Raw genomic sequence first — 15,639 nt, 5'->3', positions numbered from 1 at the left:
AGCTTCAGGAGACGGGCGCCATGCCGACGCAAAAGATCGAGGGCACAGATGAGCATTTCGCAGATCCCGTGGCCGAAACGCCCGGCTTTGACAATACCCAGTCGCGGATTGCCATACTTGGTCACCCGATCCACGCCATGAGCGTGTCGTTTCCCATTGCCCTGACCTTCTGTACGCTTTTCGCCGACAGTCTCTACTGGTGGACCGGCGATCCGTTCTGGGCCCGCGGCGCGCTGTGGGCCGTTGGCGCCGCATTCCTGCTCGGGATGGTCGCGGGTCTGTCGGGAACTGCGGAACTGCTGCTGGTCTCCGGCATCCGTGTGCGGGCCGCGGCCTGGACGCATTTCGTCATCGCGGTCACGCTGCTGTCGCTTCTCGGCGCCAATTGGGGCTACAGGCTGTCCGGCTATGAAAGCGCCGTGCTTCCCTACGGCATCCTGCTCTCGATGCTCAGTGTTCTGGTGGTTGGCTTCACTGGGTGGCATGGGGGCAAACTCGTCTTCGATTACCGGCTTGGAACTTCGAAGGGCAGCTGACCGCCCTGCGGTATGCGCAACCATTCAGGCATCAGAACCCAGTCCAGATCAGGCTTGCCCAACACCATGAACAGAATCGCGGTCGTGCAGGCCAGCACACCGGTCAGCGGCAGGTAAGGATTCGGCGGCTGGTGATCCCCCGGCTCCTCGGCAATCCGCACGATATTGTGGCCTATCCACACATGGAGCGCGAGAAGCAACGCGACGAAGACCAGCTTGGCGAACAGCCAGGGCACAAAGACCTGGCGCAGGAAGATGAGCCAGGTTCCGGCAATCACTGCGATGACCGCCGCTGGCGTGACGATCGTCGTATAGGTCAGATGTGTGCGGTGACGGATGATCCGGTATTCGTCGCGAGACACAATGGTATCGTGGCGCGCAAGCATCAGCGGCAACGCAATCAGGCCTCCACACCAGATGCCGAGTGCGCACAGGTGCAGCGCCTTCAGCAGCGGCACAGTGGAAACCAGCCACTCCGTCACTGCAGCATGATCCCTGGCTTATCCTGGTCTGGCGGCTTCATCTTGGGTCCCCGGAACACAGCGTCCTGAGATAAACCAACAAACCGCGCGTTTGTTCCACAGGCAGTCTGCAGCGGTGGCACACCTGCCGCAGCGGCGCCCCGTCGATGCCGGTCAACGGTCAATCATTTTGCACACACGCTCTCGCAGCCCAACGCCCGCGCATCAGGGTCCATGCCTCCGGGATCCGGCCATCCCTGACCCGGCTCTCCAGACACATGATGTGAAGCGAAAATTTCGCCAGCCTGCAGATATCCCGGGAACACAACAGAGTTCTGGAAGTTTGGAGGCCGGCGGCCTGTACCGCCGGTTCAAATCAAGAGGAAGACTTCAATGATGATGAAAAATCTTGCATCTGCAGCGACCATTGTGCTGTTTTCAGGCGTATCGGCCATCGCGCAATCGACGACCGATACAACCGCAACATTGTCGGCCTCCGGCGTCGCCGGTTGGGACCAGACCACGCGTGATAGCTTTTTCAGCGACGACACGACCTTGCGTTCCGATGCCGAAGTGCGGTCTGGTTGGGATTCGCTGGACAGTGCCCAGCAGGCCAGGGTTCGCGCCGACTGTGAAACCCTGCAAGGTGACGGCAGCGCAGCCGCCACGACACAGGGGTCGGCGGGCGCTGACACGGCGGCAGACACCTCTACCGCCACCGACGGAAGCAGCTCCTCAGACAGTTCGACCACTGCCACGGCAGGAACCGACACCACTGCCGGCGCAGACGCGAGCACGACTGACATGATGCCGGACATGGCCAGCATGAGGCAGCTTTGCGATCAGATCAAAACCTACTGATCTGATGCTGCTGCGCGTGCGAGCGGAGTCTTGCGGCTCCGCTCGCCGAGATATCGTTGTGATGCGGCGCACTCGCTGCCACCGTCTTCGGGCTTGCCGCGCGCGAGATCATCGCGGCCTCAAGTCCGGTCACCGCTCCCCTCGCCGACCCAGTCAAACAGCGTGAAGAGCTCAGATGAAACCAGATGGAAGAGCGTCCCCAATGCCATAGCCTGTCTTCGAGATGACACTGGTTTTGTCAAACGCGCTTACAAAACATCGGCCACCTTCCGCGGCAAATGTTTTTGGGAACCATCAGGTCAAACGGGTGTTAGAGAAGGGAAAGGAGACCATTCGGCCATGGAACAGCGTTTGGATTATTACAGTCTGGTCGGTTTCAGTTCGGATACGCAGTCACCAGACAATCTTGAACGATTGTCGATCTCAGCCAAGGAAATTGCGTTGTTCATCGATTTTGATGGCACTTTTGTGGATATCGCACCCACTCCAGACGCAATCACGGTCAGTCAACAGGACGTCGAACTGCTCGAACTGCTCGGCGAGCGGCACAGCGGAGCTATATCGATAGTTTCGGGGCGCAATCTTGCAGACATCGATCATCATCTCGGCGGCTTTTCCGGAACCGCATCGGGCGGGCACGGCGCAGAGCTGCGGCGTGGCGGCAAGCGGTCGCCGATGATCACATGCGATACCGAACAACTGGACCATATCAGGAATGCCGTAAGGGAGTTTTCAGCGATCGACCCGCGAATTGTGGTCGAGGAAAAGAAGTTTGGCATCGTGATGCATTACCGCCAGTTTCCTGAGCTCGAAACAAAGATACGCGATTTCGCCACCAGTCTTCTCAGCGATGATTGCCGCTTTGAAACGCTGTCGGCCAAGATGGCCATCGAGATCAAGTCGAAAGATGTTTCCAAAGCGAAGGCGATCGAGCGGATCATGAATTTCGACGAATTCAGAGGCCGCACCGCGCTTTTTGCCGGCGATGACGAGACAGACGAAGGCGCCTTTTCCTGGGTCAATGATCACGGTGGAATCACCATCAAGATCGGCGAAGGACTGACTTTGGCGAAATATCGCGTCGACAGTCCCGCTGCCTTCAAGAACTGGCTGCGTGCTCAGCTCAGCTTTGCCGATCAAGGGAGTTCGTAATGGGTCGACTGGTGATTGTCTCAAACCGGGCGCCCTCCATTGACGGTTCAACCGATTCCGGCGGCCTCGTGGTGGCGCTGAAGGATGCGCTGGGCAAAGGCGGTGGATTGTGGATTGGTGGCGCACCCGAACAGCAGGAAGCCCCGTCTGATTCGATCGTATGGCATGATCGGCGGGACTTCAGCGTCGGTCTGGTTGAATGGGAACCGGAGCTCTATCGGGACTTCTATCTGGGCTATTGCAATTCGGTGCTGTGGCCAGCCTTCCATGGGCGCGTCGACCTGATCGATGTGCAGGGCCGATATGCAGAGGCCTATGCGACGGTCAACAAGCGGCTCGCCAGAATGATTGCCCAAAACCTGCGCGAGGACGATCAGATTTGGGTTCATGATTACCAGCTGATACCGCTGGCCCAGGAACTCAAGGCGCTCCGCGTGCGCAACCGCATCGGCTTCTTCCTGCATGTACCGCTGCCCGACCTGCACACCTTTATGGCCATTCCTGACTGGCAAAACGTGGCGCGCTGGTTTTCCGCCTATGATCTGGTGGGCTTCCAGACCAGTCGCGATCTGCGCCACATGATCAACATTTTCCAGCACGGCTTGCGCGGCGAGCTGAGGGCCAACGGCAACATCGGCATCGACGGCCGGGAGGTGGCGCTGGGAGCCTTCCCGATCTCGATCGACGTGGAAGGTTTCAGGGAGTTCGCAGTCAAGGGCGCTGCGGGGACAGCACCCGCACCCTTGCCGCGTTTGATTGGCGTCGACCGGCTCGATTACTCAAAAGGCTTGCCGCAGCGGCTGGCGGGCTACGGAGAGTTTCTCGAAAAATATCCCGGCTACCGCTCGAATGTATCCTTGTTGCAGATCGCCCCGCCGACCCGAAACAGCGTGAACGCCTACAAGGCTATTCGCGCTGAACTCGAACACCTGGCCGGGCGCATCAACGGCCGCTTCGGCACTGTCGAGTGGACGCCGGTGCAGTATCTGCATCGCGCCCTGACGCGCGAGGAACTGGCCGTGCTTTTCCGCTATTCGCGTGTCGGGCTGGTCACACCGCTGTTTGACGGCATGAACCTGGTCGCCAAGGAATATGTCGCAGCCCAGGACGAGGACGATCCTGGCGTGTTGATCCTGTCGCAATTTGCCGGTGCTGCGGAGGAAATGTCAGAAGCGCTGATCGTCAATCCGCATGATGCTTCCGATATTGCGGAGACGATCAAGACGGCGCTGGACATGCCTCTGAGCGAGCGGATTGAGCGCCATGACGCGCTCTATCGCAAGCTGAAAAAACACGACGTCACCTACTGGACATCCTCTTTTCTGAAACGGCTGTCGCCTTCGCCTGTTTCTGTCTTGCCGTATCATCGCGCCATCTAATACATGTCGCGCAAAAGTGTGCAGCGGTTTTGCGCCAACGACATGCATAAACGAAGAGCCTAAAGTGCGTCACCCGGAACCGGTTTGATGCGACGCGCTTTAGGTGAGCCCTGGAAACCGCCGGTTTCGTCAGGGATGCGACGCCGCGGGTCAGAGCATCAGCCGTCCACCAGTAACAGGAATCACAGCTCCCGTGACATAGCTGGCGTCATCGGATGCCAGATAAACATAGGCCGGTGCGAGCTCTGCTGGCTGGCCGGCCCGGCCCAATGGCGTCGATTTGCCAAAATTTTCAACTTTCTCCTTCGGCATCGTTGACGGAATAAGCGGGGTCCATATCGGCCCCGGGGCGACCGCATTGACCCTGATGCCCCTGTCCGCAAGCAGACCGGAAAGGCCACCGGAGAAATTGGCAATAGCCCCCTTGGTCATCGCGTAGGCAAGCAGGCCGGGACTGGGGTCGGTGGCATTGATCGAGGAGGTGTTGATGATCGAACTGCCCGGTTTCATGTGCGAAACCGCTGCCTTGCACAGGAAGAACATCGCCGAGAGATTGGTGGCAAGGGTGGTGTTCCATTCCTCTGCGGAAATGTCTTCGAGGTTCTCGAATACCGCCTGATGAGCGGCATTGTTGACAAGAATGTCGAGGTGCCCGAACTCGTCGATCGCCGTCTCAACGAGGGATTGGCAATGGGCCTCTTCCTTGATGTCACCGCGCATCAGCACCGCGCGGCGGCCTGCCTTCTCGACCCATTTGCGGGTTTCCTCGGCATCGTCATCTTCGCTGTAATAGGCAATCAGCACATCGGCGCCTTCCCGGGCGAAGGCTATGGCGACCGCGCGCCCTATACCTGAATCGGCACCGGTGATGATGGCTGCGCACCCCTCCAGCTTGCCGCTGCCGCTGTAGCTGTGCTCGCCGTGATCCGGGTATGGCTGCATTTCGTCGGTATCGCCGGGCATCGGTTGCTTCTGGGTGGGTTGAGGCGGCTGCGGATAACACGTCCGGGGATCTTTCAGCATCGGTCACTCCTTCTCAAACATTCCTGTTGCGACGTCTCCGGCTGGTCAGCGCAGCAGCACAAATGCCAGCAGCGCTGCGACCAGCAGCACGAAGCCAGGCAAGATCAATGCGTACTGCCGATCGCGGCGACGCGGGGTTTTAACCCCGTCCAGTTCGTCTTGCCGGGCCCGTGATGCAGCGCCAGCATCGGTGGACACACCACCTGCTTCCGCATCCGTGCCCAACGGCACGACCGCGGGATCGGAAGCGTCGACTTTGTCCCCTGTGTTGCCACTGTCGATATCCTCACGCAGCCTTTGTTCGGGCGCGTGCGGGGTGCGGTGCTGCTCTGCTGACATAGGCGGTTCTCCTTGGCGTGATACTCAGATCTTTCGACGCCCTAACTAAGAATGGCCGCCAAGGTTCCGGCCGGGTCGACGATACTTGCGCCGCAAGAGGAACTTTCCGATCTGCCCGGAGTTAGCCGCTCAAACCGCGAGGCTGATCGATCGACTGTTCCGGCAACCCGTGTGCGGTCGCCACCGGCGCACCGCCCGATCCCGCAATTTCAGTGACCTCGTACCGAGATCCGTGATGCGGGCGAACAGACGCCTGCCGGACGGTTCGGGAAAACCTGCACTGCGGATTGAACGCGATGGCTTAATCACTGCTGCTTGTAGAGAGATCCCCTGTTGCACTGGGTGGCGTTTCGGTGACGTGTTCGGGCGCATCCACATCGACATTTGTCTCTTCGACGATTGTAGGCGCCGTGGGCTGGCTTCTGCTCACCCAGAGAAACCCGATGCTCAAGGCAATGACAACCGCTGCGAGGGCCATTGCCCAGACTTCTCTTTTTCGGTCCATTTCGGTTCTCCTTGCTGGGATGGAATGCGGCTCCCGACCCTGGCGGCAACGCCGGCCAAAGCGCCAGACGCCGTGATCTAGTCCTGCTCGCGTGTGCCCGGAGCCGCTTCTTTTTGTTCGCTGTCCTCGAGATCGGATGCGACAATGAACGGGTCGCCCTGCCTGGTGTTGCGCAGTGCTTCCTTCCGCACGTCTTGCGGCGCCGCGTCTTCGGGGCCTGTCTGCGCGTGCGAAACCGACGAATTCAGCGATGCTTGCGACGGGATATGATCTGTCTCTTCACGCTCGGATTTCGCCTTGCCGGGTCCGGTTCGGGAATTTGTCATTTCACTCTCCTTTGTCCTGTCAATCCAACAGGCCGGGCGCTGAATTGTTCCAGCACAGCCAGTGAATCAACGGCACTGCCGCTAAGTTTGGCGCACGGTTCAACTGCAGCCGGTTAAGGGGACAGGCCGGCAGTGCACGCTCAAGGCAGGAATTTTCTCCGGCTTTGCCGAACAATTTTGTGCCTGCCGAGTTGGGACTTCATCACGCGGGGTTTCCGCCAACGATGAAAGGACGATGAGATGAAGTCAGTTTACGCCATGCTACTTGTCGGATTGCTGAGTTCCGGCAGCGCCCTCGCTGCCGAAGGTGACAGCGTCAACGGCACGCTGGAGGGAGACGGCATCACGGGGGAAATCTCCATGCTCGAGACAGCCTCGGGCACGGTGCATATCAAGGTCTCCGCGCAAGGCGTCCCGGAAGGGGCCCACGGCATCCACGTTCATGAAGTCGGAAAATGCGAGGCCGCGGACGGTTTCAAATCTGCCGGCGGCCATTTGGCTGCCGGGCTCGATCACGGCATCCAGAGCGATGACGGGCCGCATCCGGGAGACCTGCCCAACGTTCATGCTGGTGCACAGGGCATGGTCAATGCCGAATTTTTCGTCCGCGGCTTTTCGCTCGGAACCGAGGGCGATCCGCGCATTCTGGATCAGGACGGGTCATCGGTGATCCTGCACGCGGGTCCGGACGACTACACTAGCCAACCCTCTGGCGATTCCGGCAGCCGGATCGCCTGTGCCGTGCTGAAGGCAGCCGAATGACCGGCTGTCGCACACGATCAGAAAAGGAGATCTCGATGCAACGTTTGGACAAGAAAAACGTGGACGAGAGCGGCGAACGGCCGCTTCCCGAACCCGACACCGCACATGAACGAAACAAGGCGGCACCTGAATGCGCCGACCTCGCTGACCCCGCCGAAATCTGGAAGGATGGCGAGACCACGCCGACGGGCCGACCGCGCAGAACCTCCGGCGGCAGTCGTGTTGCCGATGCTGGTGACATGGGTGGCGCAACGCCCTCGCCCTATTCGGAAGAGACGCAGGCCGACATCGTCTCCCGCCAGACAGGAAAACCGGCCTCCGGCAATTGACTTCGACGGCCTGCTGGTGTGCCGAGGCCGCTTGCGGTGATCTCCATCCCGACACCGGTCCCCGCAAAAGGCCGCCCCAGGCGGCACAGCAAAGCAAGCCCCTGATTGCCAGCGAGCCGGCGTTGGCAATCAGACTAACGCGCGTCGCATCAAACCGGTTCCGGGTGACGCGCTTCAAGCTCTTTGTTTATGCATGTCGTTGTCGCAAAACCGCTGCACATTTTTGCGCGACAGGCATTAGTGCTTGGGCTTGTCGCTATCGCGCTCATCAAGCGCGATTTGCAGTTTGCGCGCCAGTTCCAGCATCCGCTCCGGCACCTCTTCTGCGTGAATTTCCTTCATCAGAAGACGAAGCCGTTCGTCCCGTTGCGACGACAATGCTGCTGATGGTTTCGACGATGCCATTTATGAACTCCTGCTTGCCGGACGTGATACGCGTCACAAAGGCAACCGGATCACGCCGGTGCTGGTTTCCAGGGAAACTCAAGCAAGATGAATCTATACTGAACCGCTGCCTAAAGGAAACTCGTATGGGGCGCAACTTGCGCCGAAACCGGTCGTCCGGGTGGGACACCACCCATCGCCTCCACGACAGCCACCTGCGCGGTGCAAGAGATCCCGGCAACGAGGAACTCCGTCGACGCAACACTTGGCCAGCACAGCAGCAAAATTCCGCGGATGATGCTCGATTGAGGCAAGGCTGCATCGGGAACATTTCCCCCCATTAGCGGGTTATGGCGGCGGAGGTGACTGCGATGAAAACATACGTCATTTACTGGACGGCTTCGGTAGCTATCAAACTTGAAGGCGAGCTCATCTTCGTCGACGGGCCGCTCCAGGCAATTGAACTGCTGGAGGGCGACTGGCCCGACAAATCGGGCAGGCATTATCTGACGGCCTTGCGGGAGTGCGAACTCGCCTGCCGACTGCGAGGTGGACTCGGGTCCTCCCGGGAGCGTTTCGTCGCCGCCGCTCTCGCCGCGCATGTGCTCGAGCCCCTGCCGATCCCCGGCGCCGTCGAGGAGGTAAGACTGGCAGGCTCTTCTGCGCCTTTCCTGCCGGACGCCGGTCACGCGGTTCCGGCACAAGCCGACACGTCTGACGGTCCACAGACCAAAGCCGCTCTGCTCAACAACTCCTGTTCCCTTTGAAGGCTTCGACACGGCTTTGCGCGACATTAAAACTTCCGTCGATCAACAGAAAATCGATCAGGCGGATCTGGTGTATGTCCATGACAGCGAGCCTGGCATAACCCGCCAACGCTGGGGACGCGGTTACCGCTATCTCCATCCCGACGGCACCCCCGTCGCCGGCGGCAGGATCCGCGACCGGATTCAGCGGCTGGGCATTCCTCCGGCTTACACCGATGTCTGGATCAGCCCCGACGACCGCGGGCATATCCAGGCGACAGGGCGTGACGCGCGCGGACGCAAGCAGTACCGCTATCACGACGACTGGCAGGCGCTCAGAACCGAGGCAAAGTTCACCGAACTTATCCGCTTCGGCGAGAGGCTGCCGCAGATCCGGCGCGTTGCCCGTGCGGATGCTGAACGGCTTTCCGACCGCCAGGGCGCCATCCTCGGCGCCTTGATACTGCTTCTCGATGCGGCCCATCTCAGGGTTGGAAATCGCGAGTATCTGGAATCCAACGGGACCTACGGTGCAACGACCTTGCTCAAGCGACATGTCTCCCTTGGCCATCGGATCGAGCTCCGCTTTCGCGGCAAGGGTGGCCGGCGGATGCAGCGCAGCCTCAACGCACCTCGACTGCAGAAAATTCTCGAGCGCATCGCCGACCTGCCCGGCAAGCAACTCTTCGGCTGGGAGGACGAGAACGGCCAGTGGCACGCGGTCGATTCCGGTCTGCTGAACCGGTATCTCGCCGACATCGGCGGGCCGGGCGTTTCCGCCAAGGTTTTCCGGACATGGGGCGGCACGCTTGCAGCCTTTGACGAGGCAGCGGCCAGCTTGCGCCGAGAGGATACGCCGACGATCAAGGCGCTGTGCGAAAAGGCCGCCGGCGATCTCGCCAACACCGTGGCGGTCTGCCGCAAAAGCTATGTCCACCCGCAGGTGCTCGCCCTGGCGACGGATGAACGGTTGCGCACAATTCTGCAGCGGCAATTGCAGCGCAAGGTAAAACCCAAAGCCAATATCACAATCATGGAGCAACGCCTGCTGACCTATCTGAGGTCCGTAAAGAGACGGAATCTGGACGGCTAGGAAACCCGCTCCGAGCCGGACAAAACGACTTGCACGGTGCCAAATCCCGCACTTGCCTACGGATTGTACGTCTTTGGAAGCACGGTGCTGGTGGCGGCGGCAGGCGGATCGCTGGCCGGGAAACTGTCGAGCAACCCGATTTCGAGTTGATCGGCGAGATCATCATGCTCGTCCGCAGGAGCAGTGCTGCGCCCACCGTCAGCGGTTTCGGCATCGTCCGGGACCGGTGCCTTTTCCGGTTCGGCGGTCAGACGGTCTGCCATTCTCACGACGATATCCCGTGCATCCTGGATTGTTCCGCCGGGGCGAATAGCCACGTACACAACCTCATCCTCCGACGCCACCTTCACCAAGGCGCCATCTCCCTGTTCGATCTTGGGGAGCATTTGCGTAAAGACACTCACTTTTCTTTGCTTCTGCTGATGCCCGTGCTCTGGCAATGCCCGCGAGGGTCCGGCGCCTGCAGCTGGTTTCGGCGCCACCGGATCGGGGTTGAGCGGCTCGCCCGCCTGCGCAGCGGGATGGGCGGCAGATGTGGTGGTCTCGTCCGCAGGCGTGTGTTCGGGGAGACCCAGAACCTCGCGTTTGCCCGAGTCATGCAGGGGCTGGCTGCCCACGACTTCGCCAACGATCTGCTTCAGATAACCGCCGATCCGATGCTTGATGGATGTCATTGGGGTCTCCTTAAGCGGCATACAAAGACATCCAACCGACAGCCCGGGCAAAAAGTTCCCCGGTTTGGCTCTCACAATTGCGGCCGCCGCCAGGAACAAAGCCGCGACAGAAAGGTTGACAAAGCAGCAATTCGTTTGTCGGGGCCGCGACGGCTTCTGGCTGGTCAGATAGTGAGCCCCTGCGCATCAGCCTGCTGTCAGGTCGAGATCGCTGAAAAGGGGAAGATGGTCGGAAGCAATGCGAGACAGCGGAGTTGAACCCACATGCGCATTTGTTGCGATCACGTCTCCGGCGAGAAACACATGATCAAGCCGCAGCATCGGATAGCGCGAGGGAAACGTTGCCTGCGGCCTCTTTCCGGCCTGCTTCCAGACATCGGACATCGCACGCGCCAGTTGCTGGTATCCGCGCGAGGCAGGAACAGCGTTGAAATCGCCCATCAGGATGCGGTTGCCGTTCCGGCATTCGGGGTGGCCCAACCAGCCGCTGCCAAGCAACGCGCCGACTTGCCTCAGGCGTTCGCGTCGCCGCAATCCCAGATGCGTGTTGAACACGTGGATCGTTGTGTCCCCGACGAGGATCTCCGCCCATATAGCTCCGCGCGGCTCGCCGATGGATGGCAGCGCCTCGGTTTTGCGTGTGCGCATCGGCAGGGACGTGAGGATTGCATCACCGTACTTTTCCTCGGCCTTGTGAACCGCGGGATGAAACAGCGCCTTCATCTTGAGGATGGAGGCGATGGTGTCGGCCTGATCAACCGCACCGGTGCGTTGCCGCCCGACATCGAGCTCCTGCAATCCGACGATATCCGGTTGGCAACTGGCAATCACCTCGGCGATGCGCGCCGGATCGAGTTTCCGGTCGGTGCCCACACAGCTGTGAACATTGTAGGTGAGCACTCGGAAACGGTTGCGCTGCATGTCGGTCCTTCCTGCGGTGAGCGTGTCAGAGGACGAACTCATCGTAGCGGGCTTTCGTTCCGTTGCAGTGGTCCTGGCCCGAGGCTGAGTCCGTGACGCGCGGCGTTCTCGTGGCAAGAGCGGTGACGGTGATAGCCGTTGTCGGTGGCAGCTACCTGCTTTTCCGCAACCTCGGCCGCTACAGCGTGTTCGACCTTTTGCAGTCCATCTACGCGATCCCGTTATCAGACGGGCTGACGGCCTTCGGCTTTGTCATGCTGTCCTATCTGACCCTTGCCGGTTTCGACGCCACCGCTCTGGCCTATGTCGGCAAGCGGGTTGCCGGACCGAGAGTGCTGCTGACCTCTTTCACCGCACTGTCGATCGGCCACAATGTCGGCGTCTCGCTGCTGAGCAGCGGCGCCGTCAGGTACCGCTTCTATTCGCGCTGGGGCCTGAATGCGGTCGAAGTCGGACAACTGATCGTGTTTTGCGGCGTCACGGTGGCGCTCGGCATTGCCTCGCTTGCGGGCATTACCATGCTCATCCCGCTCGGCACCCCCCGCAATCTGGGTTTTCTTGACCCGCAGGCACTCCGGCTGATGGGGGCGCTCATCCTGGTGTTCCCGCTCTCCTATGTGCTCGCCGCGCGGTTCCTGCCGCGCCGAATTCATGTCTGGCGATGGCATGTCAGGGTGCCGGGCTGGCGTCTGGCCCTGATGCAGGTGATTGTCGGCACGATAAATTTCAACCTTGTCGCTGCCAGCCTCTATTTTCTGCTCAAGGGCAGTGCCGATGTACATTTTCTCGAAGTCGCCCGTGGCTACGCGGTCGCCAACGTGCTGGCCATCATCAGCCATGTTCCGGGCGGACTGGGCGTGCTGGAAGCCGGCCTTGTCTATGCCCTTCCGGGCGAGGTTCCCTTCGGCGTGCTGATCGCCTTCAGGATCGTCTATTTCCTGATTCCCCTCTCTTTCGGCCTGCCGCTGTTGTTGCTTACCGAAGCGGCTCATCTTCGCCGCAAGTCGCCGCGTCACCAGTCTTGCCAAAATGCATCTTCGCCTTCAGCCGCTGAAACAGAGAACGCGGCCAATTGACGATCCGGTGAAACGGCCAGTACGGACGTTTCGGATCAAACAGCACCTTGCCCATGGAGGCGATGCGATGGTGCATGGCCGGCTCTATATCCAGGGAACGCAGCCCTCTGGCGCGGACATTGAGCGCATCCAGCGCGGCAATGACCGAACCGCGCTCCTCAATCAGGCGGGCAAGTTCGGCCTTGTCCGCATCGAGATGCTCGGCAAGAAGATCATTGCGCAGGTCCACTATTGCCGCACGGCAGGCGTTGCTATCGCCTTCTATGGCCAGGTCACATTCGGTGTCGAAGCCTTCGGAACGGTTGTTGAGATTGGATGAGCCGACCCGCGCCAGCCGGTCGTCGATGATCACAACCTTGGCGTGGACCAGTATTTCCTGCTCACCCCCATCCGCTGCCGGCACCACTGCATAGGTGGCGCGCAGGCGGTCATGCCGGTCTGCGCGGCGGAGCATGCGCAGGCAGCGCGCCATACCTTCGCCCATTGTGAGCTGCTCCATGGCGCCCCGCGTGGTTTGCGGCGCCACAATGATGACTTCCGGCCCTGCAGGCTGCTTCAGCCTGGCGGCAAGCCTGCGGGTGACGCGCAAGGAGGCGAGATACTGAGCCTCGATATAGATGCAGTGTCTCGCAGCGGCGATCGCGTCGCAGGTCAGCCGGATCGCCTCGGTCCGTCGCCTGGAGTTCGCCGTGCCAGGCTGTGTCAGGGCGATGCCGGCCTCACAATTGCGAATGTGCGGTTGGCTGTCGCTGGGCCAGGCATGCTCCAGGCTGCCATGGGCTGGGACCTGCTCGCCGCTGTCTTCAGCCCAGCGCCGGCGTGCCACCTCGGCCAGTGCCGATGCCGCCTCGCCTGACACAAGCACTTGCACATCATGAACCGGCGGATAGGCCTTGCCGTCCGGAGTCAGCCGCAGCGGATGGTCGGCCCGGTGCAGCCGGTCGTCCCACCGCTTCGCGGTCAGGTCCATTCCGCCGACAAAGGCGAAGCACTCGTCGACAGCAACGATTTTCTGGTGATGAGAGGCGCGAATCGGATGTGCGAGATCGTAGTGCAGATGAATGCGCGGGTGGTCTTCCCAGCCCATTTTCAGAAAGAACCGCAAGGTGCGACCGGAAAACACCGGACCTTCCCCCCATATCAGAATCCGGATTTCAAGCTCCGGATTATCGTCGGCAAGGTCTCTGAGAAAGGGGCCAAGCGCGCAACTGCCACCGGCGTCACCCTGATCAAGATCAAAGTCGGGGTTGAAGTCCCACCCTATGATCCAGATCGACCGCTTCGCCGCCTGCAGAACCGGCTTGAGCTGCTCGAGATAGGACTCCATGTCGATCAGGAACAGCACATTTTCGGCAGCGACCTTTTTCCAGACATTCAGGCCGGGCTGTAGGATGGCCTTCCCGGGATTTTGGTCGTTCACTCACACCTCCACGGCCGATTCACCTGCTCCCTATCCAACATCCGGGATGACGATAAGTTCCCGCAGCTCCGGAGAGCATCGAACAGGTCAAGTCCGGCGCACCAGGGACGCGCTCGCTGCTGTTGCGGCGGGACTGATCGCCCCTTTTCCGCTTTTTCTCCCCTCTTAGTCGGTCGACCGGGTCGGCGAGGCGCCCGACGCGGCATATGATCGTCAGGACGGATATCTCAAGGCGGTTGTGCTCTACGGCTGAAACACTCCTGCGAGCTGGCCATTCGGGGGCCGAAAGAATGTTCGGAACAAATCACCCGTCCGCCGGTTGGCAGGCAATGGAACGCCAGTCCAACTCCAGAAAGGGATGACATGGAAAATCTGCTCTGGTTTCTCGTCGTTGCTGTCGGCCCACTCCTGCTCGCCGCAGCGATGGTCTATGCGCTGTTGCGCAAACGGCGTCTGAGCCGCGAGGAAAAGATCAGGCGGGACAAAAAGACCGCCGAGCTCTTCACCGAAGAAGGCGGCGGCACCTAGCCGCAAGCCCGGCAGCAGATCCCATCCTGCCGCACGCCGTTGCAGGCAATGCCCGATAGAACTGACTTCGGGGTTTGAAGGCAACGCCGGGCCAACACTGAAAAATTCCGGGAACTTTTGTGACCCGCTCTGGTTCGGACAGCTCACCCCCTATCGAAAGGAGAGCCAGAATGCGTGTTAGCGAAGTCATGACCCGTGATGTTGTTGTCGCCCACCCCAGAGATACTATCCGGCAAGCCGCTGTGACCATGGCGGAAATAGATGCTGGTGTGGTACCGGTCGGGGAAAATGATCGCCTCGTCGGAATGCTGACGGATCGCGATATTGCGGTCCGCGCCATTGCAGGGGGCCACGGTCCGGAAACGCCCATCGAAGACGTGATGTCAAAGGAAGTGAAGTACTGTTTCGAAGACGAGGATGTTGCCCAGGTTCTCGAAAATCTCGGCAACCAGCAGCTGCGGCGGCTCCCGGTTCTCGATCGCGACAAGCGGCTTGCCGGCATCCTGTCGCTTGGCGATCTTGCCACCCAAGCCATGGATGGCGCAGCCGGACCGGCACTGAGCGACATATCGCAGCCCGGCGGTCAGCATTCACAATCACACACCGTCTGATCCCAGGCCCACAAGAGGTGCAACGCCCTCCCTTGAAAAAGGCGAAAGGCAGGAGGCAAGAAGGCTTCCTGCCTTTTCCGGGGTTTTGCGAATTTTCAGGCCGCGCGCAAATCCATCCCTGTCAGAATTTCCGGCTCCGGATCAACAATGGCGGCTCGGGTCGACCTGCCTGATGAAATCTGGAGGAAAAATGGCCGACGGTCTTGGGGGAAGACCATCGGCCGGACCATGATCCATGGTTTTGCCCGCGCGGCACGGTTGGGGCTGGAGTATGCCAACGCGGACTTGCCCAACCGGAAACTGACGTGAATGTTCCGCCTCGCTGCATTTTTATTTTTCAAGCCGCTTCGTTCAACCCTGTTGCAGCCGTCAACAATCATGATCCGCCACTCCAATGTCGCCTGGCGGTGGCTTCCGCTGCTGCTTCAGTGCCGCCGCCAACCCGGATCTCCGGTCACATCGCTGCACCGGTTGCTGCACCGAACGCGCAATCGCATGGGACGGCCTCGGATC

The 15,639-nt window shown here is 60.5% G+C and carries 21 protein-coding genes; 11 read left to right on the top strand and 10 right to left on the bottom strand.

Features of this window, described 5'->3' with window-relative positions; translation table 11 throughout:
• The first annotated feature begins 20 nt into the window (after positions 1–20).
• Entirely contained in the window at positions 21–536 is a 516-nt protein-coding gene (locus PZ897_RS14525) for a DUF2231 domain-containing protein (RefSeq protein WP_275753220.1), read from the top strand.
• Here the strand turns inward: PZ897_RS14525 and PZ897_RS14520 are convergent.
• Positions 506–994 (bottom strand): CopD family protein, encoded by a 489-nt coding sequence (locus PZ897_RS14520; protein ID WP_275753219.1) that lies wholly within the window; start codon positions 992–994, stop codon positions 506–508. The two genes, PZ897_RS14525 and PZ897_RS14520, sit on opposite strands and share 31 nt — an antisense overlap.
• Before the next feature lie 396 nt (positions 995–1,390).
• On the opposite strand from PZ897_RS14520, the gene PZ897_RS14515 reads away from it, so the two are divergent.
• From PZ897_RS14515 to PZ897_RS14505, 3 genes are all read left to right on the top strand, one after another.
• Positions 1,391–1,858: a hypothetical protein gene (locus PZ897_RS14515; RefSeq protein ID WP_275753218.1), complete on the top strand. Its 468-nt coding sequence runs from the start codon at positions 1,391–1,393 to the stop codon at positions 1,856–1,858.
• A gap of 162 nt (positions 1,859–2,020) precedes the next feature.
• Positions 2,021–3,010 (top strand): trehalose-phosphatase, encoded by a 990-nt coding sequence (gene otsB, locus PZ897_RS14510; protein ID WP_275753217.1) that lies wholly within the window; start codon positions 2,021–2,023, stop codon positions 3,008–3,010.
• Positions 3,010–4,389: a trehalose-6-phosphate synthase gene (locus PZ897_RS14505; RefSeq protein WP_275753216.1), complete on the top strand. Its 1,380-nt coding sequence runs from the start codon at positions 3,010–3,012 to the stop codon at positions 4,387–4,389. Before otsB ends, PZ897_RS14505 begins: the two co-directional genes overlap by 1 nt.
• Positions 4,390–4,539: 150 nt before the next feature.
• On the opposite strand, the gene PZ897_RS14500 is transcribed toward PZ897_RS14505, so the two are convergent.
• From PZ897_RS14500 to PZ897_RS14485, 4 genes are all read right to left on the bottom strand, one after another.
• Complete coding sequence (locus tag PZ897_RS14500) at positions 4,540–5,412, bottom strand: SDR family oxidoreductase (protein ID WP_275753215.1); 873 nt, start codon at positions 5,410–5,412, stop codon at positions 4,540–4,542.
• Between the two features lie 45 nt (positions 5,413–5,457).
• Positions 5,458–5,751: a hypothetical protein gene (locus tag PZ897_RS14495; protein WP_275753214.1), complete on the bottom strand. Its 294-nt coding sequence runs from the start codon at positions 5,749–5,751 to the stop codon at positions 5,458–5,460.
• 301 nt (positions 5,752–6,052) lie between these two features.
• Positions 6,053–6,256 carry a hypothetical protein gene (locus PZ897_RS14490; protein WP_275753213.1) on the bottom strand — a complete coding sequence of 68 codons (204 nt, stop codon included), beginning with the start codon at positions 6,254–6,256 and terminating at the stop codon, positions 6,053–6,055.
• Between the two features lie 77 nt (positions 6,257–6,333).
• On the bottom strand, positions 6,334–6,582 hold the full coding sequence (locus PZ897_RS14485) for a hypothetical protein (RefSeq protein WP_275753212.1): 249 nt from the start codon (positions 6,580–6,582) through the stop codon (positions 6,334–6,336).
• Positions 6,583–6,822: 240 nt separating this feature from the next.
• Here PZ897_RS14485 and PZ897_RS14480 point away from each other — a divergent pair, with 240 nt between their 5' ends.
• Positions 6,823–7,344 carry a superoxide dismutase family protein gene (locus tag PZ897_RS14480; RefSeq protein ID WP_275753211.1) on the top strand — a complete coding sequence of 174 codons (522 nt, stop codon included), beginning with the start codon at positions 6,823–6,825 and terminating at the stop codon, positions 7,342–7,344.
• A 35-nt stretch (positions 7,345–7,379) separates the two neighbouring features.
• Positions 7,380–7,673 (top strand): hypothetical protein, encoded by a 294-nt coding sequence (locus PZ897_RS14475; RefSeq protein WP_275753210.1) that lies wholly within the window; start codon positions 7,380–7,382, stop codon positions 7,671–7,673.
• Between the two features lie 237 nt (positions 7,674–7,910).
• On the opposite strand, the gene PZ897_RS14470 is transcribed toward PZ897_RS14475, so the two are convergent.
• Complete coding sequence (locus PZ897_RS14470; protein WP_275753209.1) at positions 7,911–8,078, bottom strand: hypothetical protein; 168 nt, start codon at positions 8,076–8,078, stop codon at positions 7,911–7,913.
• Between the two features lie 350 nt (positions 8,079–8,428).
• Here PZ897_RS14470 and PZ897_RS14465 point away from each other — a divergent pair, with 350 nt between their 5' ends.
• The gene (locus PZ897_RS14465) at positions 8,429–8,824 is read left to right on the top strand and encodes a DUF982 domain-containing protein (protein ID WP_275753208.1); all 396 of its coding nucleotides are present in this window, start codon (positions 8,429–8,431) and stop codon (positions 8,822–8,824) included.
• A gap of 16 nt (positions 8,825–8,840) precedes the next feature.
• Entirely contained in the window at positions 8,841–9,896 is a 1,056-nt protein-coding gene (locus tag PZ897_RS14460; RefSeq protein ID WP_275753207.1) for a DNA topoisomerase IB, read from the top strand.
• A 56-nt stretch (positions 9,897–9,952) separates the two neighbouring features.
• On the opposite strand, the gene PZ897_RS14455 is transcribed toward PZ897_RS14460, so the two are convergent.
• On the bottom strand, positions 9,953–10,570 hold the full coding sequence (locus PZ897_RS14455; RefSeq protein ID WP_275753206.1) for a hypothetical protein: 618 nt from the start codon (positions 10,568–10,570) through the stop codon (positions 9,953–9,955).
• Positions 10,571–10,756: 186 nt separating this feature from the next.
• Positions 10,757–11,491, bottom strand: a complete 735-nt coding sequence (locus PZ897_RS14450) for an endonuclease/exonuclease/phosphatase family protein (protein ID WP_275753205.1) — start codon at positions 11,489–11,491, stop codon at positions 10,757–10,759.
• A gap of 92 nt (positions 11,492–11,583) precedes the next feature.
• Here PZ897_RS14450 and PZ897_RS14445 point away from each other — a divergent pair, with 92 nt between their 5' ends.
• The gene (locus tag PZ897_RS14445; protein WP_275753204.1) at positions 11,584–12,567 is read left to right on the top strand and encodes a UPF0104 family protein; all 984 of its coding nucleotides are present in this window, start codon (positions 11,584–11,586) and stop codon (positions 12,565–12,567) included.
• Here PZ897_RS14445 and PZ897_RS14440 read toward each other — a convergent pair.
• Positions 12,467–13,987: a phospholipase D-like domain-containing protein gene (locus tag PZ897_RS14440; RefSeq protein WP_275753203.1), complete on the bottom strand. Its 1,521-nt coding sequence runs from the start codon at positions 13,985–13,987 to the stop codon at positions 12,467–12,469. The two genes, PZ897_RS14445 and PZ897_RS14440, sit on opposite strands and share 101 nt — an antisense overlap.
• A gap of 363 nt (positions 13,988–14,350) precedes the next feature.
• Here PZ897_RS14440 and PZ897_RS14435 point away from each other — a divergent pair, with 363 nt between their 5' ends.
• Entirely contained in the window at positions 14,351–14,515 is a 165-nt protein-coding gene (locus tag PZ897_RS14435) for a hypothetical protein (protein ID WP_275753202.1), read from the top strand.
• A gap of 170 nt (positions 14,516–14,685) precedes the next feature.
• Positions 14,686–15,126, top strand: coding sequence for a CBS domain-containing protein (locus PZ897_RS14430; RefSeq protein ID WP_275753201.1), 441 nt, complete (start codon positions 14,686–14,688; stop codon positions 15,124–15,126).
• 95 nt (positions 15,127–15,221) lie between these two features.
• Here the strand turns inward: PZ897_RS14430 and PZ897_RS14425 are convergent, their stop codons facing one another.
• Entirely contained in the window at positions 15,222–15,506 is a 285-nt protein-coding gene (locus PZ897_RS14425; protein ID WP_275753200.1) for a hypothetical protein, read from the bottom strand.
• Positions 15,507–15,639: the final 133 nt, after the last annotated feature.

The sequence above is a fragment of the Hoeflea sp. YIM 152468 genome, from assembly GCF_029210485.1.
Lineage (GTDB): Bacteria > Pseudomonadota > Alphaproteobacteria > Rhizobiales > Rhizobiaceae > Hoeflea.
This window is presented reverse-complemented; position numbering and strand designations above follow the sequence as displayed.